This window comes from Micromonospora sp. C97, from assembly GCF_018070385.1.
GTDB lineage: Bacteria > Actinomycetota > Actinomycetes > Mycobacteriales > Micromonosporaceae > Micromonospora > Micromonospora parva.
On the sequence record NZ_JAGPXU010000022.1, the window covers coordinates 79,936 to 100,858 of the forward strand.

General features: G+C 71.5%; 22 protein-coding genes. 11 read left to right on the top strand and 11 right to left on the bottom strand.

The window, feature by feature from the left end:
• Nucleotides 1-25: 25 nt before the first annotated feature.
• The 3 genes from KBX26_RS24145 (at nt 26) to KBX26_RS24155 (ending at nt 2,195) form a co-directional block, all read left to right on the top strand.
• Nucleotides 26-229: a cold-shock protein gene (locus tag KBX26_RS24145; RefSeq protein ID WP_007464836.1), complete on the top strand. Its 204-nt coding sequence runs from the start codon at nt 26-28 to the stop codon at nt 227-229.
• A gap of 223 nt (nt 230-452) precedes the next feature.
• Nucleotides 453-1,766 carry a DEAD/DEAH box helicase gene (locus tag KBX26_RS24150; RefSeq protein ID WP_030337563.1) on the top strand — a complete coding sequence of 438 codons (1,314 nt, stop codon included), beginning with the start codon at nt 453-455 and terminating at the stop codon, nt 1,764-1,766.
• 228 nt (nt 1,767-1,994) lie between these two features.
• Entirely contained in the window at nt 1,995-2,195 is a 201-nt protein-coding gene (locus tag KBX26_RS24155) for a hypothetical protein (RefSeq protein WP_036412564.1), read from the top strand.
• A 248-nt stretch (nt 2,196-2,443) separates the two neighbouring features.
• Here the strand turns inward: KBX26_RS24155 and KBX26_RS24160 are convergent, their stop codons facing one another.
• The 4 genes from KBX26_RS24160 to KBX26_RS24175 are packed head-to-tail and all read right to left on the bottom strand — an operon-like array spanning nt 2,444 to nt 5,606.
• Entirely contained in the window at nt 2,444-2,890 is a 447-nt protein-coding gene (locus KBX26_RS24160) for an Rrf2 family transcriptional regulator (protein WP_210866496.1), read from the bottom strand.
• Nucleotide 2,891: 1 nt separating this feature from the next.
• Nucleotides 2,892-3,776, bottom strand: a complete 885-nt coding sequence (locus KBX26_RS24165; protein WP_030337566.1) for an ABC transporter permease — start codon at nt 3,774-3,776, stop codon at nt 2,892-2,894.
• On the bottom strand, nt 3,766-4,545 hold the full coding sequence (locus tag KBX26_RS24170) for an ABC transporter ATP-binding protein (RefSeq protein ID WP_030337567.1): 780 nt from the start codon (nt 4,543-4,545) through the stop codon (nt 3,766-3,768). The genes KBX26_RS24165 and KBX26_RS24170 overlap by 11 nt, the downstream gene beginning before the upstream one ends.
• Nucleotides 4,542-5,606: an ABC transporter substrate-binding protein gene (locus KBX26_RS24175; RefSeq protein WP_210857823.1), complete on the bottom strand. Its 1,065-nt coding sequence runs from the start codon at nt 5,604-5,606 to the stop codon at nt 4,542-4,544. The genes KBX26_RS24170 and KBX26_RS24175 overlap by 4 nt, the downstream gene beginning before the upstream one ends.
• A 354-nt stretch (nt 5,607-5,960) precedes the next feature.
• On the opposite strand from KBX26_RS24175, the gene KBX26_RS24180 reads away from it, so the two are divergent.
• From KBX26_RS24180 to nudC, 3 genes are read left to right on the top strand one after another with little or no spacing between them, the layout of a single operon-like run.
• On the top strand, nt 5,961-7,271 hold the full coding sequence (locus KBX26_RS24180) for a pitrilysin family protein (RefSeq protein WP_030337570.1): 1,311 nt from the start codon (nt 5,961-5,963) through the stop codon (nt 7,269-7,271).
• On the top strand, nt 7,268-8,608 hold the full coding sequence (locus KBX26_RS24185; RefSeq protein ID WP_210857824.1) for a pitrilysin family protein: 1,341 nt from the start codon (nt 7,268-7,270) through the stop codon (nt 8,606-8,608). The genes KBX26_RS24180 and KBX26_RS24185 overlap by 4 nt, the downstream gene beginning before the upstream one ends.
• Complete coding sequence (gene nudC / locus KBX26_RS24190; protein WP_210857825.1) at nt 8,605-9,564, top strand: NAD(+) diphosphatase; 960 nt, start codon at nt 8,605-8,607, stop codon at nt 9,562-9,564. The genes KBX26_RS24185 and nudC overlap by 4 nt, the downstream gene beginning before the upstream one ends.
• 126 nt (nt 9,565-9,690) lie before the next feature.
• Here the strand turns inward: nudC and KBX26_RS24195 are convergent, their stop codons facing one another.
• The 3 genes from KBX26_RS24195 to KBX26_RS24205 all read right to left on the bottom strand — a co-directional run bounded on the left by KBX26_RS24195 (nt 9,691) and on the right by KBX26_RS24205 (nt 11,494).
• Nucleotides 9,691-9,966, bottom strand: a complete 276-nt coding sequence (locus KBX26_RS24195) for a hypothetical protein (RefSeq protein WP_210866497.1) — start codon at nt 9,964-9,966, stop codon at nt 9,691-9,693.
• 235 nt (nt 9,967-10,201) lie between these two features.
• Nucleotides 10,202-10,441 carry a DUF397 domain-containing protein gene (locus KBX26_RS24200; RefSeq protein ID WP_030337575.1) on the bottom strand — a complete coding sequence of 80 codons (240 nt, stop codon included), beginning with the start codon at nt 10,439-10,441 and terminating at the stop codon, nt 10,202-10,204.
• A 72-nt stretch (nt 10,442-10,513) separates the two neighbouring features.
• On the bottom strand, nt 10,514-11,494 hold the full coding sequence (locus KBX26_RS24205) for a helix-turn-helix transcriptional regulator (protein WP_030337576.1): 981 nt from the start codon (nt 11,492-11,494) through the stop codon (nt 10,514-10,516).
• A gap of 213 nt (nt 11,495-11,707) precedes the next feature.
• Here KBX26_RS24205 and KBX26_RS24210 point away from each other — a divergent pair, with 213 nt between their 5' ends.
• The gene (locus KBX26_RS24210; RefSeq protein ID WP_210857828.1) at nt 11,708-13,060 is read left to right on the top strand and encodes an MFS transporter; all 1,353 of its coding nucleotides are present in this window, start codon (nt 11,708-11,710) and stop codon (nt 13,058-13,060) included.
• A 9-nt stretch (nt 13,061-13,069) separates the two neighbouring features.
• Here KBX26_RS24210 and KBX26_RS24215 read toward each other — a convergent pair whose 3' ends face one another.
• Nucleotides 13,070-13,312: a mycoredoxin gene (locus KBX26_RS24215; RefSeq protein WP_030337579.1), complete on the bottom strand. Its 243-nt coding sequence runs from the start codon at nt 13,310-13,312 to the stop codon at nt 13,070-13,072.
• A gap of 92 nt (nt 13,313-13,404) precedes the next feature.
• Between KBX26_RS24215 and KBX26_RS24220 the strand changes: the two genes are divergently transcribed.
• The 3 genes from KBX26_RS24220 (at nt 13,405) to KBX26_RS24230 (ending at nt 16,436) form a co-directional block, all read left to right on the top strand.
• Nucleotides 13,405-15,570, top strand: coding sequence for an ATP-dependent DNA helicase UvrD2 (locus KBX26_RS24220; protein WP_210866498.1), 2,166 nt, complete (start codon nt 13,405-13,407; stop codon nt 15,568-15,570).
• Nucleotides 15,571-15,691: 121 nt separating this feature from the next.
• The gene (locus KBX26_RS24225) at nt 15,692-15,940 is read left to right on the top strand and encodes a hypothetical protein (protein ID WP_210866499.1); all 249 of its coding nucleotides are present in this window, start codon (nt 15,692-15,694) and stop codon (nt 15,938-15,940) included.
• A gap of 130 nt (nt 15,941-16,070) precedes the next feature.
• Entirely contained in the window at nt 16,071-16,436 is a 366-nt protein-coding gene (locus tag KBX26_RS24230; RefSeq protein WP_030337583.1) for a WhiB family transcriptional regulator, read from the top strand.
• Nucleotides 16,437-16,789: 353 nt separating this feature from the next.
• Here KBX26_RS24230 and KBX26_RS24235 read toward each other — a convergent pair whose 3' ends face one another.
• The 3 genes from KBX26_RS24235 to KBX26_RS24245 all read right to left on the bottom strand — a co-directional run bounded on the left by KBX26_RS24235 (nt 16,790) and on the right by KBX26_RS24245 (nt 19,640).
• Entirely contained in the window at nt 16,790-18,136 is a 1,347-nt protein-coding gene (locus KBX26_RS24235; protein ID WP_030337584.1) for an AarF/ABC1/UbiB kinase family protein, read from the bottom strand.
• The gene (locus tag KBX26_RS24240) at nt 18,133-19,245 is read right to left on the bottom strand and encodes a TOMM precursor leader peptide-binding protein (protein WP_030337585.1); all 1,113 of its coding nucleotides are present in this window, start codon (nt 19,243-19,245) and stop codon (nt 18,133-18,135) included. Before KBX26_RS24240 ends, KBX26_RS24235 begins: the two co-directional genes overlap by 4 nt.
• A 224-nt stretch (nt 19,246-19,469) precedes the next feature.
• Complete coding sequence (locus tag KBX26_RS24245; protein ID WP_167457767.1) at nt 19,470-19,640, bottom strand: DUF5679 domain-containing protein; 171 nt, start codon at nt 19,638-19,640, stop codon at nt 19,470-19,472.
• Nucleotides 19,641-20,153: 513 nt separating this feature from the next.
• Between KBX26_RS24245 and KBX26_RS24250 the strand changes: the two genes are divergently transcribed.
• A complete protein-coding gene (locus KBX26_RS24250; RefSeq protein ID WP_030337586.1) occupies nt 20,154-20,684 on the top strand; it encodes a M48 family metallopeptidase in 531 nt (176 codons plus the stop codon).
• Nucleotides 20,685-20,923 lie beyond the last annotated feature (239 nt).

Consider the following 20,923-nt stretch of genomic DNA (forward strand, 5'->3'; position numbering starts at 1 on the left):
ACGTTCCGTCAAGGAGACGAAACACATGGCTATTGGCACCGTGAAGTGGTTCAACGCTGACAAGGGCTTCGGCTTCATCACCCCGGACGGCGGCGGCGCTGACGTCTTCGCCCACTTCTCGGCGATCCAGTCCTCCGGCTACCGGAGCCTGGACGAGAACCAGCGGGTCGAGTTCGAGGTGACCCAGGGCCAGAAGGGCCCGCAGGCGGAGAACATCCGCCCGCTCTGATCTTCGGATCGGTCAGCATTACCTGTCGCGCCCTCCGGGTGTGACGGTGACGGGACCGGCCCGCCCCGCCGCCGCCTGCGTCCGCAGGCGGCGGCCCGGCGGCGGGCCGGCCTGTACTCCCTTCGGTTCGTGCTTGTGAGTCCTGGCGGTCTCTTTCCGCTGGTTGACAGCGCCGACTTCGGCGCCCTCCCTCGACACGTGCCGCGTCGAGGAAGGCTTCCGCATGACCACAGTTATTCCCTCTTTCGCCCATACCGGTCTGGCGCCGGCGCTGCTCACCGCGCTGACCGCGCAGGGCATCACCGAGCCGTTCCCGATCCAGTCGGCGACGCTGCCCGACTCGCTCGCCGGCCGGGACGTGCTGGGAAGAGGCCGTACCGGCTCCGGCAAGACCCTCGCCTTCGGGCTTCCCCTGCTGTCGCGCACCGCCGGCCGTAAGGCCCGGCCGGGTCGCCCGCTGGCCCTGGTGCTGGTGCCGACCCGCGAACTGGCCCAGCAGGTCACCACCGCCCTGGCCCCGTACGCCCGCGCCGTCGGGCTGCGCTGCGCCACCGTCGTCGGCGGGCTGTCGCTGCAACGGCAGGCGGACGCGCTGCGTGCCGGTGCCGAGGTGGTCGTCGCCACCCCCGGCCGGCTGCACGACCTGATCAACCGTGGCGACGCCCGGCTCGACCAGGTCGAGATCACCGTGCTCGACGAGGCCGACCAGATGGCCGACATGGGTTTCCTGCCGCAGGTCACCAAGCTGCTGGAGCAGGTCGCGCCGCAGGGGCAGCGGATGCTCTTCTCCGCGACCCTGGACGGCGGCGTGGACCGGCTGGTCCGCCGCTTCCTGAGCAACCCGGTCACCCACTCGGTCGACCCGGGCACCGCGACCGTCACCGCGATGACCCACCACGTGTTGCACGTCGACGCCGCCGACAAGCCCGACGCGTTGACCCGGATCGCCGCCCGTGAGGGCCGCACCATCCTGTTCATGGGCACCAAGCACCGCGCCGACCGGCTGGCCCGTCAGCTGCTCTCCAAGGGCGTACGCGCTGCCGCGCTGCACGGCGGCAAGTCCCAGCCGCAGCGCACCCGGATCCTGGAGCAGTTCCGCAACGGTCAGGTGACCGCCCTGGTCGCCACCGACGTGGCGGCCCGTGGCATCCACGTGGATGGCCTGGACATGGTGGTCAACGTGGACCCGCCGACCGAGGCGAAGGACTACCTGCACCGGGGCGGCCGTACCGCCCGGGCCGGCGAGTCCGGTTCCGTGGTCACCCTGGTCCTGCCGGAGCAGCGCCGGGACGTGTCCCGGCTGATGGCCACTGCCGGCATCCGACCCGAGTCGGTCCAGGTGCGCCCCGGTGACGCGGCGTTGGCCCGGGTGACCGGTGCCCGTGAGCCGTCCGGTGTGCCGGTGACCATCGTCGCGCCGCCGGTGCCCGCCTCTCGGACGCGTACCTCCGGTGGTTCGGCCTCCGACGGCGGCGCCCGGCCGGCGCACCGCGCGTCGGGACGCTCCCGGCGCCCGCGTCGCCCCCGTACCGTCTGATCTTCCGCTCGTCGACCGACCCGTCCCGCTTCGGCTGGGCGGGTCGGTGTCGTTCCCGCCCATCGCGTGCCCTCCGGGCCGCCTCGTGATGAGGGCTCGGTCACCCGTTCGGCTGAGTCGGTAATCAGCCTCCGCTGGGTCGGCTGGCCGACTGCGCCCCGGCCGGTGGTGGTCGAGGCTGACGGACGGGGGAAGTCGGGCGGGGGGCCCGACACGGGAGGGGTGACCATGGCGGGCGAAGCCGGCTCGGGCGCACTGCGTGAACTGATCCTGGTGGTCGCGGTCGCGCTCGCCGGGTTGTTGCTCGCCATGGTCGCGGCCTTCGCGCCCTGGCATGCCACCCCGGCGGGCAATGCTCCCGCCGGTCTGGTGGAGCTGCACAGTCCTGGCGGCCCGGGCTCCGGCCCGGCGGACGCACACGTGGGCTGAGCAGCGACCGGCCTACCGGTGCCGGCGGAGGGGCAGGCCCGGTCAGGATCGGTGCGAGGTGTGGTCGGGTCGGCGGGGCACCGGCCCGACCACATCACCGTCGCCGCAACCCACAGCAACCCACCGCAACCCACGCATGCGCCGATCTTGCGCTTTCGGTTGTCAATTCGGCAGGATGCGTCCCTTTTGCCGCGACAGAAAGTGCAAGATCGCGGGACACGGGGGCGCGGGGGCGCGGCGCGGGCGGGCTAGGGGGTTGTGGGGGTTTGGGTTTGGGTGAGCAGGTTGGCGAGGGTGGTGCTGTCGACGACGGTGGCGATCGCCCCGTGCACCGCCAGCCAGACGTCGGTGAGCCCCGCGGCCACTCCGTGATAGTCGGCCCGCTCGGCCGGCAGGCCGCGCACCGTGGTGAGCGAACCGCCGACCGCGCGCAGCACGTCCCCGACGGTGATTTCGTGGGGCGGGCGGGTCAGCGCGTACCCGCCGTCGGCACCGCGGTGGCTGTGCAGCAGACCGGCCCGGCGCAGGTCGAGCAGGATGCCCTGCAGGAAGCTGAGCGGGATGCCCTGCACATCGGCCAGGCTGGCAGCCTTCACCAACTCGCCGGCCCTGTCGCCGTCGCCGTCGCCACCACCGGCGGCGGCGACGGCGAGCATCGCCCGGAGCGCGTAGTCGCTGCGCGCGGAGACGAACACGTCACTGACCAGCCTGGTCCAGTACGCCCCAGCGACGCCGGATCGCCTTGTCCGCAGCGCCGAACGCGGCGTCCACGACCAGGCCGACGACCAGGATGACGATCATCGTGGAGAGCAGCCAGGGCGCGTCGGACAGTTCGCGGGAGTAGGTGAGCTGGGCGCCGAGTGAGGTCTGCGAGATGCCGACCACGAGCAGCTCACCGGCCATCAGGCTGCGCCAGGAGAACGCCCAGCCCTGCTTGAGCCCGGCGACGATCGCCGGCAGGGCGGCCGGAGCGATGACGTACCGGTAGAGGTTGAGCCCACGGGCGCCCAGGTTGCGGCCGGCGCGCAGCAGCAGCGGCGGCACGTAGTCCACTCCGGAGATCACCCCGTTGGCGATGGACGGTGCCGCTCCGAGCACCACCACGAAGAAGATCGCCTTCTCGCTCAGCTCGAAGAGCAGGATGGCCAGCGGGAACCAGGCGATCGACGGCATGGTCTGCAACGCGGTGATCATCGAGCCGATGGCGGCGCGCAGCACGGTGGACCGGGCCACCGCGAGGCCGAGCAGCAGGCCGACGGCGACCGAGAAGACGTACCCGAGGGCGGCCCGGCGCAACGTGGTGACCAGGCCGTCCCAGAGCTGCGGGCTCTGGGCCTGGGCCATCAGCTCGCGGCCGACCTCCAGCGGGCCGGGCAGCGAGTACGGCGGCTTCCAGCCCGAGAGGACCACGAGTTGCCAGGCGGCGATGGCGATGGCCAGCGCGGCGAGCTTGGGCCAGGTGGCCGCCCAGAGGCGGGTGCCCCGGGAGACGTCCTTGTCCCGACCGGCGATCTCCAGCGCGTCCAGGCCGGTGATCTCGGCGTCGGTACGCGCCGAACTGGTGAGGGTGTCACTGGCCATGGCGGCCCACCTCCGTACGGAGCCGCTCGGTGACCTCGGCGGCGATGGCCGCGACCTCGGGGGAGTCGATCCGACGGGGGCGCGGGATGGTCACCTCGGTGGAGTAGATGATCCGGCCGGGTCGGCTGGAGAGCAGGATGATCCGGTCGGCCAGTCGGGCCGCCTCGCGGACGTTGTGCGTCACGAAGAGCACCGAGAGTTGGCGCTCGGACCAGATCCGTTCCAGCTCGTCGTGCAGGATGTCCCGGGTCATCGCGTCCAGCGCGCCGAACGGCTCGTCCATCAGCAGCACCGGGGTGTCCAGGGCCAACGTGCGGGCCAGCGCGACCCGTTGCCGCATCCCGCCGGAGAGTTCGTGCGGGCGCTTGCGGCCGAAGTCGCCCAGGTGCACCGTCCGCAGCAGTTCGGCGACCCGCTCGCGGCGTTGGGCCCGGGGGAGCCGGCGCAGCTTGAGGGGGACCTCCACGTTGGCGTCGACGGTCAGCCACGGAAAGAGCGCCGGTTCCTGGAACATCAGGCCCGGGTTGACGTCGCCGGCCAGGGTGATCTGGCCACCGCTGACCCGGTCCAGCCCGGCCACCAGGTTGAGCAGGGTGCTCTTGCCGCAGCCGGACGCGCCGACCAGGCAGACGAACTCGCCGGGCGCGACGTCCAGCGACACACCGTCCAGGGCCAGGACGGCGCTCGACCCGCGTCCGTACACCTTGGTCACGCCGGAGAGCGCGACGGCTGTGGTCGCGCTCCGCGGCGTCGTCGTGGTCGACGTCATGGCTGGACGACCTCGGGCTTGCCGGCGGCCTTCAGCGCGTTGTTGAGGTACTTCAGGTCGTACAGGCCCTTGAGGTCCACCGGCTCGGTCAGCTGCACGTCGACGGCGTGGTCGAGCCCGGCCTTGAGGGAGGACGGGATCGGGTCGTTGGTGAACTCCAACGTCGGCCACGCCTGCTTGATCAGCTTCAGGTCCAGCGGCTTGCCGGTGATCTTGCCGATCGCGTCGGAGATGGCCTGCTGCGCCTCCTCCGGCTTGGTGTTGACGAACTCGTTGGCGGCCACCTGGCCGTCGACCAGCTTCTGCACCACGTCCGGGTGCGCCTTGAGGAACTTCGTGCTCACCAGCAGGTTGGTGATGACGAACTTCTTGTCGGGCCACAGGTCACGCTCGTCGACGAGCACCGTGCCGCCGGCGTTGACCAGGCGGGAGACGAACGGCTCGGGCACCCACGCCCCGTCGATCGCGCCACTGGTGAACGTCTCGATGGTCTGGGCGTTCTCCTGCGGCACGATCTTGACGTCACCGCCACCCTCCTTGGTGGTGGTGAGGCCCTGCTGCTTGAGCCAGTACCGGACCGCCACGTCCTGGGTGTTGCCCAGCTGCGGGGTGGCGATCTTTTTGCCCTTCAGGTCCTGCGCCCCGGTGATGCCGGGCTTGACCACCAGCGCCACGCCGCCGGACGCCGCTCCGGAGATGACCCGGACAGCCTCGCCCTTGGACTTGGAGAAGGCGTTCACCGTCGGGTTCGGACCGATGTAGGTGGCGTCCAGCGCGCCGGAGAAGACCGCCTCGATGGCGGCCGGGCCGGCGTTGAAGGTCTTCGGGTCCAGCTTGACGTCGGTGCCGAGCTTCTCCGCGAAGATGCCCTTCTCCACGCCGACGACCGCTGGCGCGTGGGTGATGTTGGGGAAGTAGCCGAGGCGCAGCGTCACCGGGCCGGAGCTGCCGCCCGCGCCCTCGCTGTCGTCGCCGCACCCGGCGGTGCTGCCCAGGGTCGCCGCGCCGAGGGCGGCGAGGGTCATCAGCGTGACCGTCCGGCGCAGGGGGAGCCGTCTCATCGTCCATCCAATCCGCAGTATTCCTACTTAGTTGGTAGGAAGAGTGGGCCAGGCCGTGGTCAGCGTCAAGACCCATCCACATGGCGGGATGGCGCGTCTCAGTTATGTCGGCATTTCCTACCAGCTTGCTGTGATAAGCGGCGTAGCGTTGGCGGGGAGCGACCGGCTGCTGGCCGGGACGAGCCCGGAGCGGATCGCCGCCGCAAAGGCCCGGTTCCGTCGGATCGACTCGGCCGCACCGCGAGGAGGCCGAACGGGTCGCCAACGAGGTGCTGACCCTGGTGACCGCCCCCGTCGCGGCGGCTCCGGGAAGGTCGCGGGTGGCGACCGTGTCGACGCGCTAGGGTCGACTCCGTGGCGGCGCGGAGATCCAGAATTCCAGCGACGAAGTATCCGGTCGAGCGGTTCACCCTCGACAACGGCCTGCGGGTGGTGCTCACCCCCGATCGCAGTGCCCCGGTGATCGGGGTGGCGGTGGTCTACGACGTCGGCATCCGCTCGGAGCCCGAGGGGCGCACCGGCTTCGCCCACCTCTTCGAGCACCTGATGTTCCAGGGCTCGGAAAACCTGGAGAAGCTGGCTCACTTCCGACACGTGCAGGGCGCGGGCGGCACCTTCAACGGCTCCACCCACCTGGACTACACCGACTACTTCGAGACGTTGCCGAGCAACGCGCTGGAACGCGCACTGTTCCTGGAGGCGGACCGGATGCGCGGCCCTCGGCTGACCGAGGAGAACCTGCGCAACCAGGTCGACGTGGTCAAGGAGGAGATCCGGGTCAACGTCCTCAACCGGCCGTACGGCGGTTTCCCCTGGCTGACCCTGCCGCCGGTCATGTTCGACACCTTCCCCAACGCCCACGACGGCTACGGCTCCTTCGACGACCTGGAGTCGGCGACCGTCGCCGACGCAGCGGACTTCTTCCGCCGCTACTACGCCAGCGGCAACGCCGTGCTCGCCGTCAGCGGTGACATCGACGTGGCCGAGGCGACCGAGCTGGTCAGCCGGCACTTCGGCGACGTGCCGGCCCGGCCGGCACCGCAACGGCCCGACTTCACCGAACCCGACCTGAGCGCCGAGCGGCGCACCTCGTACACCGACGCCCTGGCGCCGCTGCCGGCGGTGGCCGGCGCGTGGCGGGTGCCCGACCCGGTCACCGACTTCGCCGGCTACCTGCCGTACGTGGTGCTGGCCGAGGTGCTCACCGACGGCGACGCGTCGCGGCTGGTCGAGCGGCTGGTGCAGCGCGACCGCACAGTGACCAGCCTCGGCGGATACCTCGGTTTCATGGGCGACCCGTTCGACGTCCGCGACCCCACCGCGCTGCTGTTGCAGGCGCACCTGCCGCCCGGGGGTGACGTGGACAAGGTGCTGCGCACCATCGACGAGGAGCTGGACCGGCTGGCCACCGACGGGCTGACCGACGGTGAGCTGGCCCGCACCCAGGCCCGGATGGCGACCCACCTGCTGCGGGACACCGACGCGGTGCTCGGTCGGGCGCTGCGGATGGCAGTGTTGGAGCAGCAACGCGGCGAGCCGGGCCTGCTCAACGAGTTGCCCCGGCTGGTCGGCGAGGTCACCGAGGAGCAGGTCCGGGCCGCCGCGGCCACAGTGCGTCCGGAGCGTCGCGCCGCCATCGAAGTCATCCCCGGAGGTGCCCGATGACCGGGACTGTGGCCGCCGCGCCGCGCACGCTTCCCCCGCTCGGTCCGACCCGCAAGCTCAAGGTGCCCAAGCAGGCCGAGCGGACGCTGCCCAACGGGCTCACCGTGATCGCGGTACGCCGGCCCGCCGTGCCCCTGGTCGAACTGCGGCTCTGGGTGCCGTTCGGTCGGGTGCACCTGGCCCGCGGCGCGATGCTCTCGCAGACCATGCTCTCCGGCACCGGGTCGATGACCAGCGTGCAGATCGCCGCCGAGTTGCAGAAGGTGGGCGGCGGGCTCTCCGCGGGCGTCGACCCGGACCGGCTGATGCTCTCCGGCGCCGGCCTGGTCACCGGTCTGGACCGGATGCTGGAGCTGCTGGCCGAGGTGCTGACCGGCGCCAGCTACCCCAGCGACGAGGTGGCCACCGAACGGGACCGACTGGTCGACCGGATCCAGGTGGCGCAGAGTCAACCGGCGCACCTGGCCCGGGAGGCGCTGCTCAAGCGGATCTACGGCCGGCACCCGTACGCGACGCAGACGCCCGAGCCCGACCAGATCCGGGCCGTCCGACCGGCGGCCCTGCGCACCCTGCACTCGGAGCGGGTGCATCCGACCGGCGCGCAGTTGGTGCTGGTCGGTGACGTGCAGCCGGAGAAGGCGTTGGACGCCGCCGAGCGGGCACTCGGCGGCTGGTCGGGTGCCGGGCGTGTGGCCGACCTGCCGGCGACCCCGCCGCTGGAGCCGGGGCCGCTGCTGCTTGTCGACCGGCCGGGCTCGGTGCAGTCGTCGCTGCGGATCGCGCTTCCGGCGGTGTCGCGCACCGACCCGGACCACGCCCCGCTGCAACTCGCCAACCTGATCTTCGGCGGCTACTTCTCCTCCCGGTGGGTGGAGAACATCCGCGAGGACAAGGGCTACACGTACGGCCCGCACTCGGGTATCGAGCACTCCGTCGCCGGGTCGGTGCTGGTCGCCGCCGCCGACGTGGCCACCGAGGTCACCGGTCCGGCGCTGCTGGAGACGACGTACGAGCTGGGCCGGTTGGCGTCGCTGCCACCGAAGCCCGAGGAGTTGGAGCAGGCCCGGCAGTACGCTCTGGGCACCCTTCAGCTCGGCATGTCCACCCAGGCCGGGCTGGCCGCGTTGACCAGCGCGTACGCGGGCAACGGGCTACGCCTGGACTTCCTCGCCGAGTACGCGGCGCGGTTGGCGAAGGCGAGCATCGAGGACGTGGCGCAGGCGGCGGCCCGGTACCTGGCACCGGCTCGGGCGGCGATCGTGGTGCTCGGCGACGCGGAGCGGATCACCCCGGGGCTGGCCGCGCTGACCGCTGTCCACACCGAGCGACAGGCGTGAGCGGGGAGGCGGCGCCGCCGTTGGCGCGGTCCACGCTGGATCGGGCGGCGCACCGGCGGGGCGACTCGCAGTGGTTGACCGAGGCGTGGTTGCGCGCCCGGGTGCTGCTGATCGACTCGACCGACGACGGTCGGACGCTGGCCCGCACCGAGACGTCGCCGCCGACGTTGGTGCTGTTCGGGGCGGGTGACGTGCCCGCCGGCTCCGAGTCGGCGGCGATGTTCCTGGGGGTCGAGCCGGACGGGGTGCCGGTCTTCGCCGTCGACGCGCCGCTGCCGGCGATCCCGGGGACCCGGGCGGTCCACCTCCGCGAGGTGGGTCACCTGCTCGCCGACCGGGAGGCCGGCATCTTCACCACCGCGCTGGCACTCGTCAACTGGCACACCCGGCACGGTTACTCGACCAGCACCGGTGCGCCGACCGCGATGGACGAGGCCGGTTGGTCCCGGGTGGACCGCAACGGCGGGCGGATCTGGCCGCGTACCGACCCGGCGATGATCGTGCTCGTTCACGACGGGGTGGACGGCCCGGACGGCCGCTGCCTGCTCGGCAACAACGCCGGCTGGCAGGGCACCCCCGGTGGTCGCCGCTACTCCTGCCTGGCCGGCTACGTCGAGCCGGGCGAGTCGGCGGAGGCGGCAGTGTTGCGCGAGGTCCGCGAGGAGGTGGGCATCGGGGTCGAGCGCATCGGGTACGTGGGCAGCCAGGCCTGGCCGTTCCCCGGTTCGCTGATGCTGGGCTTCCTTGCCACCGCGAACCCGGCCGAGCCGGTGCGGGTCGACCCGTCCGAGATCGCGTACGCCCGGTGGTTCTCCCGCCAGGAGATCGGGGCGGCACTGGCCGGGCAGACGGTCGACGTGGGCGACGGGGCCCGACTGGTCCTGCCGCCGCCGTCGTCGATCGCGCTCTTCCTCATTCACCGGTGGCTGGACGGCTGGGTGGACGCCGACCGCTGAGCGCGGTCCCGGCCCGCGGCCGCCGTTGCCGCGACGGTCACGGGCCGGGAACACGGGCCGTCGTGGTCGGCGGGTGCGAGTAACGCGGCGGGGGAGCCGGTCCGACCACGACGGACGACCTGTGAATCAGGTGCCGGTACGGCCCGGTCTGTGTCGGAAGGCGGGCCGCGACTCGATCAGCGGGAGGACCTTGACCCGCTGCTTGCCGGCGCGGACCGCGCCGACGGTGGCCAGGGCGCGGGCCAGCAGCAGCGCGGCGTCCCGGTCCTCGGCGTGCACGATCTGACGTCGCGGCTCGGGCGCGGTCGTCTCGTCGCGAAGTCGATGGCCGTCCGCCCAGGCGGCGGCGATGTCCCCGTCGGCGACGGCGCGGATGTCGGTGCGAACGATCAGGAACCGCATGTGGGTCTCCGGATGAACCGCGACGGATGAGCAGTGTGGAAGTTCCACGTATCCGAGGGCCATGTTACGCCCCGTGTTCGTCTCAGCAACTGAAACGCGCCTATCGGTTTCGAGCCTCGTCCGATCAGTCGATGGCTGCTCAGCAGGGTTGGCGGGTCACCGGGCGACGGGTCGACGGGTGTGACGAGACGGGGCCGCCGGCGCTACGCCGACGGCCCCGTACCCGATGACCGGGTCAGTTCAGATCGAACTGGCCCTTCTTGGCGCCGGTGATGAAACCGAGCCACCCCGCGCGGTTGAACAGCAGCACCGGGCCGCCCCGGTCCTTGCTGTCGCGTAGGGCGACCGCCGACGGGCCGGTGGCGAGCGGGGCGACCTCCACACAGTTGGAGGTCTGGCTGCGGGTGCTGGTACGCCACGGGGCGTCCGCCAACGAGTGGGCGGAGACGGACGGCGTGTTGCGGATGTCGTTCATGGTTCTGCTCCTGATGTGCAGCGATCCGATGGGACGAGTGGTGCCGCACGCCCGACGGAGGTCCCCCGTGGATCACCGGTCCGTCAGTCGCCCCGAACCCTGGCGGCGTTGGGTCGGCGCCGTTGCCGGCCCGAACGCCACTGTGGATGGGGGCGTCGCCTCGGTCAGCCGTCCCGCCGCCTCGATCAGCCAGGAGAGGGTGTCCGAGGCGTTAAGTGCCGCCGTGCATAGCCACTCGAACACCACTTTATAGCGATTTAGCGTGATTGCCTCGGTCGACATGACGTCGGTGAAGCCACCTTCGATGGCCAATGTCTCCGGATCGAGGGGATCGGCGAACCGATAGACCGAGAACGCGGTCGGCGGAAGGAACCAACTGCCGATCTGGGTGTCCCGGAGCAGCACGTGCAGGGTCACGTTCGGCAGCAGGGCCAGCTCGCAGAGTTGGAGCAGCTGCTCGTGCAGCACCTCCGGCGGCCCGGCCCGGCGGCCGAGAGCGGCCTCCTCCAGCACGGCGGTGTAGCGGGGAGCGTGCGGCTCCCGGGTGAGCAGCGACTGGCGGGCCAATCGCGCCTGCACCTCGGTCTCCGGCTCGTCGCCGGGCTCCGGCTCGCCCGCGCCCGCGCTCACCTGGCGGGCCGACACGATCCGCAGCTGGGCGTACCCGGGGGTCTGCAACAGGCCCGGCACCAGCACCGGGTTGTACTCGGAGATTTCCGCGCAGCCCGCCTCCAACTCGGCCCAGCCGCGCTGCTGCTGCGTCATCACCGGGAAGTTCTTCAACCAGCCGCGCATGTCGCCGGCCTCGTTGGTGATGCCCAGCAGTTCGTCGTGCAGCGCCTGGTCGGCGCCGTAGAGGTCGAGCAGGTCGCCGACGTCCTGCGGGTCCGGTCGGCTGCGGCCATTCTCCAGGCGGGACAGTTTGGACGCGGAGGCCCAACCGATACGCTCGATGACCTGATCGCCGGTGAGGCCCGCGGCCTCACGCAGGCGGCGCAGCTCGATGCCCAACCGGCGACGACGCAGGATCGGGCTGGGTGCGGCAGGAGGCACAGTGTCCTCTTTCCCGTCGACCGCCGCAGACGCGACGGTAACTGTATGAAATTCGCCCCCCACGGTCAGTATGGACGGCGCGACCGGTGTCGGAGGTTCCGGCGAGGGCGTGTCTTGCGAAAATCGGACCACGGGAATGCCGGACGACGACGGACCCGCGGTCGCGGCCGTCGACCTCGCCCACCTGGGCACGCCATCCCGCCGGAGGGACCCATGCGCACGATCCTGCGCCGACCCGACTTCCGTCTGCTCTTCGGCGGCCTGCTGGCCAGCATGACCGCCGAGTCGATCCTGCTGCTGGCACTCGCCATCTGGGTCAAGGATCTGACTGGCTCGGACGGGTTGGCCGGTGCCACGATCTTCGCGGTCATCGCGCCGATGACGCTGGCACCGCTGGTCGGCTGGGTCGTGGACCGCTACCCGCGCCGACCGTTCTTCGTCGCCGCGAACGTGGCGACCGCCGCCCTGCTCACCCCGCTGTTCACCGTCCACGACGCGGGCGACGTCTGGGTCGTCTACCTGGTGGCCGCCCTCTACGGACTCTCGTCCATCACGCTCGGTGCGGCGCTCAGCGGGCTCATCCGCGAGTTGGTGCCGGTCGAGCTGCTGGCCGAGGCGAACGGCGTGCTGCAGACCGTACGCCAGGGGATACGACTGGTCGGCCCGCTGGTGGGCGCGGCTCTCTACGCGGCGCTCGGCGGCTGGGCGCTGGCCGGAATCGGCATGGTCGGATTTCTGACCGCGGCGGCGGTGGTGACCGCGCTGCCCGCCCCGCAACAGGTGCCGCCGACCGTACGGCTGCGGTGGCCGGCCGAGCTGGGCGCCGGCCTGCGGCACCTGGCCGGCGAGCCGGCCCTGCGGCGGGCCCTGCTCGGCTACGGGCTCGGCTCACTGGTGATGGGCTTCAGCGAGTCGCTCATCTTCGCCTACGTGGACCAGGGGCTGAACCGGGATGCCGCGTTCGTGGGTGTGCTGGTCACCGTGCAGGGCGTTGGTGGTCTGCTCGGCGGACTCTGCTCACCGACGCTGGTCCGCCGGCTCGGCGAGGTCGGCACGCTGGCCGCCGGGGTCGCCTTCTTCTCGCCGGCCGCGCTCGCGCTCGCGTACCCCGATCTGCGGCTCGGGTTCGCGGCGGTGCTGCTGGCCGGGGTCTCGCTCCCGCTGACGATGGTGGGTTTGCACACGCTGATCCAGCGCCGCACCCCGCCCGCGCTGGTCGGCCGGGTCGCCGCGGCCACCCAGGCGGTGGTCAGCGGGCCGCAGGCGTTCTCCATCGGGGCGGGTGCCCTGCTGGTCGGGTTACTGGACTACCGGCTGCTGTTCGCGCTGGTCGGAGTGGCCACCCTGGCCGCCGGTAGCTACCTGTGGCGGGGCCGCCACCTGAGCGCGCCGCCCGGGGCACCCGCACCGACGCCACCCACCCGCCCGACGCTCCCGGCACCCCGCCGACCGGTTGAGGACACCGACCGACCCGGACTTCCAACGCCCGCCGACCGTCGCCACCGTGACTCGTGCCCAGACACGACGAACGGCCGCCCCGGTGGGGCGGCCGTGCGCCGAGGATGAACCGGCAGATCAGGCGTTGAGGGTTTCCAGGTGCTGCTTGACCTGGGTGATCGAGGGATTCGTCAGCGCGCTGCCGTCGGCGAAGCGCAGCGTCGGCACCGTCTGGTTACCGCCGTTGACACTCATCACGAACTCCGCGGCCTTCGGGTCCTGCTCGATGTCGACCACCTCGTAACCGATGCCCTCCCGGTCGAGCTGCGACTTCAGCCGGTGGCAGTAGCCGCACCAGGGGGTGGAATACATCGTCAACATGGTCGGATCCTCCAACTCCTCCGGCCGCGGCTTGCCGATCAAGCCGAGGCTGTTCGCTGCAACGCTGGGAGGAGCTGAGATGATTCCTGGTTGTGGCGGTTCACTCAGCGTCGGAACAGGTGCTCGCCGGGCTGGACCCGGAGCAACGCGCCGCGGTGACCGCACCCGCCGGCCCGGTCTGCATCCTGGCCGGCGCCGGCACCGGCAAGACCCGCGCGATCACCTCCCGAATCGCCCACCGGGCGCTCTCCGGGGAGATCTCCCCCCGACACGTGCTCGCTGTCACCTTCACCGCCCGCGCCGCCGCCGAGATGCGGAGTCGTCTCACGGTGCTCGGGGTGGGTGGCGTCCAGGCGCGGACGTTCCACGCCGCCGCGCTGCGTCAGGTGCGGTACTTCGCGCCCCGGCTGCTGGCCGGGCGTGCCATGCCCGAACTGCTGGACAGCAAGGTACGACTGGTCACCCTCGCTGCCGCCCGGGTCGGCCTGCGTACCGACCGGGCCGCCGCCCGCGACCTGGCCGGCGAGATCGAGTGGGCGAAGTCGTCGCTCGTCGAACCGACGGACTACGTGGTGGCCGCGGCCCGGGCGCTGCGCGACACACCCCACGAGCCGGCGAAGGTGGCCGACGTGTTCACCGCGTACGAGCAGCTCAAGCGCTCGAACGGTGTGATCGACTTCGAGGACATGCTGCGGGCCGCGGTGTGGGGGATCGAGGAGCACCCGGACGTCGGTGAGCAGGTCCGTGGCCAGTACCGGCACTTCGTCGTCGACGAGTACCAGGACGTCAACCCCCTCCAACAGCGGTTGCTGGACGCCTGGCTCGGCGGCCGGGACGACCTGACAGTGGTCGGGGACGCCAGCCAGACGATCTACTCGTTCACCGGGGCGACGTCGGCGTACCTGGTCGACTTCCCGCGCCGACACCGCAACGCCACGGTGGTCCGGCTGGTCCGTGACTACCGCTCCACCCCGCAGGTGGTCGGGCTGGCCAACGCGGTGATCTCCCAGGCCCGGGGCACCGAGGCGCGCCTGCGCCTGGAACTGAGCGGCCAGCGCCCCCCGGGCCCCGAACCGGATCTGCGGATCTTCACCGACGAGCCGGCGGAGGCGAACGCGGTGGCCGCGCGTTGCCGTTCCCTGATCGACGCGGGCACCCCGGCGAAGGAGATCGCCGTGCTGTTCCGGGTCAACGCCCAGTCCGAGGCGTACGAGAAGGCGCTCACCGAGGCCGAGGTGCCGTACGTCGTGCAAGGCGCGGAGCGGTTCTTCGAACGGGCCGAGGTGCGCCAGGCGATGGTCGCGCTGCGTGCCGCCACCCGCTCGATCCCGGGAGAGACACCGTTGCCGGCCGCCGTCGTCGAGGCGCTCACCGCCGTCGGCTGGACCCCGGACACCCCACCGACCGGCGGTGCCGCCCGCGAGCGGTGGGAGGCGCTGTCCGCGCTGGTCCAGCTCGCCGAGGAGTACGCGGCGACCCCCGAGGTCGTGCCGATCGGCGAGGCCGCCTCGGTGGAACGCCCGGTCACCCTCACCGACTTCACCGAGGAACTGGCCCGCCGGGCCGCCCAGCAGCACGTACCGACCGTGGACGGCGTGACGCTGGCGTCCCTGCACTCGGCGAAGGGCCTGGAGTGGGACGCGGTCTTCCTGGTCGGTCTCGCCGAGGGCACCCTGCCCACCACGTACGCGAAGACCGTCGAGCAGGTCGAGGAGGAGCGCCGGCTGCTCTACGTCGGGATCACCCGCGCACGCGAGTGGCTCTGGCTGTCGTACGCGGCCGCGCGGTCGCCGGGCGGACGGGCCCGGCGGCCGTCGCGGTTCCTGCCCCACCTGGACCGCTCCGGCGGCACCGAACGGGCCAGCGGCGGCACCGGTCCGGCCCGCCGTCCCGAGCGGCGACGCACCCAGATCGTCTCCTGCCGGATCTGCGGTGCCACTCTGCTCGCCGGCCCGGACCGAAAGCTCGGCCGCTGCCCCACCTGCCCGTCCGACATCGACGATGAGCTGCACGAACGGCTGCGCGAGTGGCGGCAGCGGGTGGCCGGTGCGCAGAAGGTCCCGGCGTACGTGGTCTTCACCGACGCGACGCTCGTCGCGTTGGCCGAGCGGCGACCGGCCCGGTCGGAGGAGCTGATCGCCATCGCCGGTATCGGCCCCCGCAAGCTGGGCCTCTACGGGGAGTCGGTGCTGGCCCTCGTGGCAGGTGCCGGGGTGGACGATGTCTGCCCGGAGAAAACTTTCGAAATCTCGTCGTAAATTCGTTTGCCCTCGCCCCGGCGCGAGGAATAGCCTCAGGACACACCACGCGAGCGGCGCCATTCCGGCTGCTCACGGGGGCGGTCCAGTCGATTCGAGGAACGTGAGGGAGGTGGCCACCGTGAAGATCTTCACCTATGAGCGTCTGACGGCGATGCCGTCTGTCTGCGCTCCGCTGTCGGCTGTCCGGGTGGCCCTCACGGCTGCACGACCGTCGGTTCCGCAGGTGCACCAGGTTCAGGCCGAGCTGACCCTGACCGTCGCGCCCGTCGGAGTCGAGGGGACCAGTGGCTTCACGGGCATGGGCATCAATGACGTCAAGAAGCGCGTGGATGTCCGCGGCGTTCCACCTCGAGGTAAACCGGTCTGACCATCAGACTCCGGCTCACCTCGAGGCCGCGGAACCCGCTTACCGGGATCCGCGGCCTCAGTTTTTTGCCCGCCGTAAGTACGTCGGAATGCGATCCACGAGATCGAAGTGAGAGAGAGGTGACCGGGAGATGAGTCTGGCGTTGGCCCCCCTCGACATGAGCGTCGAGATGGAGGCGAACCTGCCCTGCCGGAAGTTCGACCCCGACCTGTGGTTCTCCGACTCGCCCACCGAGCTCGAGCTGGCCAAGTCGCTCTGCGGGGACTGCCCGCTGCGCGTCGAGTGCCTGGCCGGAGCCGTTGAGCGAGCGGAGCCCTGGGGCGTCTGGGGCGGCGAGATCTTCGAGCGTGGCGCGGTTGTCCCGCGTAAGCGGCCCCGTGGCCGTCCGCGTAAGGAGGACGTCGCCCGTGACGCCGCGCTTCGGGTCGAGGCCGAGGCGCGCCTGGCAGCCAGTGGGCTGTCCGAGGTGCGTGGCGCGGTCCGGCTGGCAGCCTGACATGTTCCCGACCCGTTCCAACGACGCCGGTGTCCTACCGGCAGTGAGTGAGAAAACGATGTTGAACATTCCGAGTGGAGCCTTCGAGATGCAACTACTCAACGAAGCGTTGACCAGGGCTCGAATGCGCCGGCCTCAGGCCGGTCGTACCACCACGAGCACTGAGGCAACCCGATCCGCCCGTACCGTCGCCATGACCGGCCGCAATCAGGCGGCTCGCGACCTGGGCGTTCTCTAGTACCACTCCACTCAGAAGGGCGGGTGCCGACCGGCACCCGCCCTTCCTCACGTTCTCAGCCCCTCACGTGCTCAGGCGACCGGGCCTCGACTCAGGCGACCGGGCCTCGACCTGCTCAGGCGACCGGGGCGAAGCCGGGCAGCCAGCGCTCCAGGATGCTCCGGTAGGGGGCCTTCGCCTCCAACTGGCAGAGCACCCCGATCGACCCGAGCGTCACCCGGTGGATCAGCAGGTACGACGGTGGCAGGTTGAGCTGCCGGCTCAGCTGGTACGTGGGGGAGCGAGGGCTGGCCAGTCGACCCGCCTCGGCCCGCAGCCAGGCTCGGGTGAACCGGAAGCCGTCCGCCGCGATGGGCTCCAGCATGGGACGGATGAAGTCGAGCACCCCCTCGGCGTCGATCTCGTCGGCCGAGCCGATGAACCCCTCCGACCGCAGCCCCGCCACGACCTCGTCGGCGTTGCCGCGCAGGGCCATCGCGGCGATCCGACCGATCGGCTCCGGAGTGCCCTCCGGCATACGGGCCACCGCCCCGAAGTCGATCACGCCGAGCCGACCGTCGGGCAGCAGCCGGAAGTTTCCCGGGTGCGGGTCGGCGTGCAGCAGCCCGGCCCGCTGCGGCGCGGAGAGGTGCAGGGTGGCCATCAACCGGCCGGCCTCGTTCCGATCCTCCTCGGTGCCCTCCCGGATGATGTCGGCCAGCGGGGTGCCCGTCACCCACTCGGTGACCAGCACCCGCGGCGAGGCGTTGACCACCTCCGGGATGTAGATCTCCGGGTCGTCGGCGTACGCGGACGCGAAGGCGCGCTGCGACTCGGCCTCCAGCTCGTAGTCCAACTCCTCGGTGATCCGTTCGCGCAGCTCGGCCAGGAGCGGCTTGACGTCCAGGCCGGGCTGGATGGCCCGGAACATCCCGCCCAGTCGGGAGAGCTGCTTGAGGTCGGCGAGCAGGGCGTCGCCGGCCCCCGGATATTGGATCTTGACCGCCACGTCGCGGCTGTTCGGTGCGCCCGCCGCGTCGAACCCCGGCTCGCGCCAGCGCGCCCGGTGCACCTGGCCGATGCTCGCGGCGGCGGCCGGAACGTCGTTGAACTCGACGAACAGGTCCCGCCAGTCGGGGCCGAGCTGCTCGGCCAGCACCTTGTGCACGCTGGCGGCCGGCAGCGGCGGCGCGGCCTCCTGCAACTTCGTCAACGCCTGCCGGTAGGGCGCGGCGATCTCCTCCGGCAGAGCCGCCTCGAAGACCGACAGCGCCTGGCCGAACTTCATCGCCCCGCCCTTGAGCTGACCCAGGACGCTGAACAGCTGCTCGGCGGTGCGCTGTTGGATCTCCGCCGAGATCACGTCGGAGGCGAGCCCGGTGACGCGCTTTCCCATCCCGAGAACGGTCCGGCCGGCGAAGCCGAGCGGCAGGGCGGCGAGCTTGGCGGTGCGGGACACGGCGCGGCGCGGGATGTCGGTCACCCGGTCATTGTTACCGACCGGAGGGCCCCCCTGCTGCTCTGCGGCCGGGCTGGTGCGGACACTCGGCCCTGCGAGCACCCGCACGCCGGGTGTGGCGGCCAACCCCGACGACGGAAACGGCCGGCACCGGCGATCTCCACGGCACCACCAAGCGTCTCCGGCTGGCCCCCGTCCAGCTGCGTCAGCGCCTCGGCCAGCGCGTACCCGCAGGCCGCGAGCAGGGTGCCGGTCGTTCCGGCGGCCACCGGGTCGGCGACGGCGAGTTGAGCGGCGAGCCGCGGCCAATCCGGGTCGCGGTCGGCCCGGTGCAGCTCGACGCAGTGCAGGCAGGGCCCGGCGGGCGGGCGGACCAAGGGCCCGATCACCGGTACGCCTTCGCGGAGTGTGACGAGCAGGTGCGGCTGCCGGCGCTGGGCGAAACCGGCGGCGAGCAGCGCGGGAGGCCGGTCCATGCCGAGCTGGATCACCAGGTCGACCCGCCCGGCGCGGCTCGGGTGGGTGCCGGTGCCCGGCGCGACGCGATCGACCGCGGCCCGTACCGCCGATGCCAGCGGGCGACCCAGGTCGGCGGCGGGGATGCCCGTGCCGATCAGGTCGACGGCGCGTACCGGGCCGGTGAGCTGGGGAATCACCTGGCCCACGCCGGACTGGGCCAGCGCCACCGTCAGGGGCCCGCCGAGCGCCCCGACACCGGTGAGCAGGACGCGGGCCGCCCGCCGCCGACGCAGGACCTGAGCCGGGGTGCCGGGCAGCCGGGTGGCGGTCAGGGCCAGCGCGCCGGCCTCCGCCGCGAGTCGGGCCCGGACCGGGCCGGTCAGGTCGCGGGGGACCAGGCTGTGCGCCGGCACCAACAGGCCGGCAGCTTGCAGCGCGTCGAGCAGGGTACGCGCGTCGTTGGCGCTGACCTGGGCGGTCGTCGCCTCGGCCAGCACGGTGCGCTCGCTGCGGGTGCCGTCGAGCAGGTCGAGCAGGTGGGCCGCGCGGGGGTTGGCCAACTCCAGCAGGACTGCCGGACCGGGGCCGACGCCGAGCTGGAGGGTGTGCCGGTCCCGCCAAAGCCGGTTGAGGCCGGGCAGCAGGGTGGGGCGGAGCAGTGCGGTGCGGCTCATGTCACGAATCGTGACCGCGTCTTCGCGCTCGGTCGATCGTTGTCCACAGGCGGTCAGGCCGCTGTCCAGCGCTATCCACAGGATCTGGCGGGTTTTCCACAGCCCGCGAGCCGTGTTGTCAGCCAACCGACAGGGCCGCCCCCGACGCCGGTGGCGTCGAGCGCCGATCGGCAACGGGGGTGGGGTGGCCACCGGCCACCCCACCCCCGTTCACCCCGTTCGGGTCAGACCTTGGCCTTGCCCAGGATGCGGTTCACTGTTGTTCCGCATACCGGACACTTGCCCTTGGCCATGTTCATTCCGGTCTTCGAGACCTCGACGTGCCCCTCGAAGTCCCGCTTCTCCTTGCACTTCACGCAGTAACCGTTGTAGGTCGTCTGGGCCTGGTCGGCCACGGTGCCCTCCTCGTCTCGTCCGCCGGTCAATGCCGTTCCGGCGGGGTGCCCGGCGGCGGGCCACACGGGGCGCCGGCGCTGGGTCTCACTCCGCGGCCACCTTCGTGACCGCTGGTTCGCGGACCCTACCCAGGTCTGGGCAGTTCCATGTCAGCTGTGCATCGACACTGTGAGCAAGTCGACGTCGAGAGTGTGCATGGCGAAATAGGTCGGATAAGTCAGTTTGGCGGGGACACGCCGACCAAACCCTGACAGCCACCCGTGCGAGTGCCCCCGCAGGGGCATCCGGGACGGTGATCACCTACGGTGGGGACGTGCCGCGTACCCGCGTCATCGGCGTTCACGAAGGGTGACGAGATGGCGCGATGGCGCATCCGTCAAGAAATTTTCGGGACGCCTGGCGACCAATCACCATTTTCTGGGCGCGTGTCGTGCGGTTGACTCTTGCGGACCCCTGGTCAGTGGGCATTAGCTTTCCTTCGTGACACGTAGCCGAGGCTGCGCGGGCCAGTGATGGCGGGGACGCGCAAGCCTGTCGTCGAGGTGCGGCGCAGCCAGCGTCGACGACGCACGGTGTCCGCGTACCGTGACGGTGAGCGAGTGGTCGTCCTCATCCCCGACCAGTTCTCCCGCGCCGAGGAGAGCGAGTGGGTCGACCGGATGCTCGCCCGACTCGCCGCGCGTGAGGGGCGACTGGCCCGCTCCGACGCCGAGCTGCTGGCCCGCGCCAACCGGCTCATCGACCTCTATCTCGCCGAGTACCCCGCGAAAGCGGTCCCGGCCAGCGTACGGTGGGTCACCAACCAGAACGGCCGGTGGGGTTCCTGCACCCCGGCGGACCGCAGCATCCGCATCTCGCACCGCGTCCAGGAGATGCCCGAGTGGGTGATCGACTACGTGTTGCTCCACGAGTTGGCGCACCTCATCGTGCCCAGCCACAACGCCCGGTTCTGGGCGCTGGTCGGTCGCTATCCCAAGGCGGAACGCGCCCGCGGCTATCTCGAAGGGGTCGCCGCCGCCTCCTGCGCACCGCTCCCCACCTGATCCACACCCTCCCACCCCCCGGGGCGCGTGGGTTCCGGCGCACCAGGCCCCGTCGGGTGCCGCGCCGGACACCATCTGAGGCGCGATCAGCCTAGATCCACTCGCGTTCCTGAATACCACGCTATTGATGGCCCTGGGACACCGCGACTTCAATGAAACCGAGTCGATCATGCCGCCGGGCCGCGCCGGGTGGGCCGGGCAGGGTGGGCCGGGCAGGTCGGGCCGCGCCGGGTGGGTCG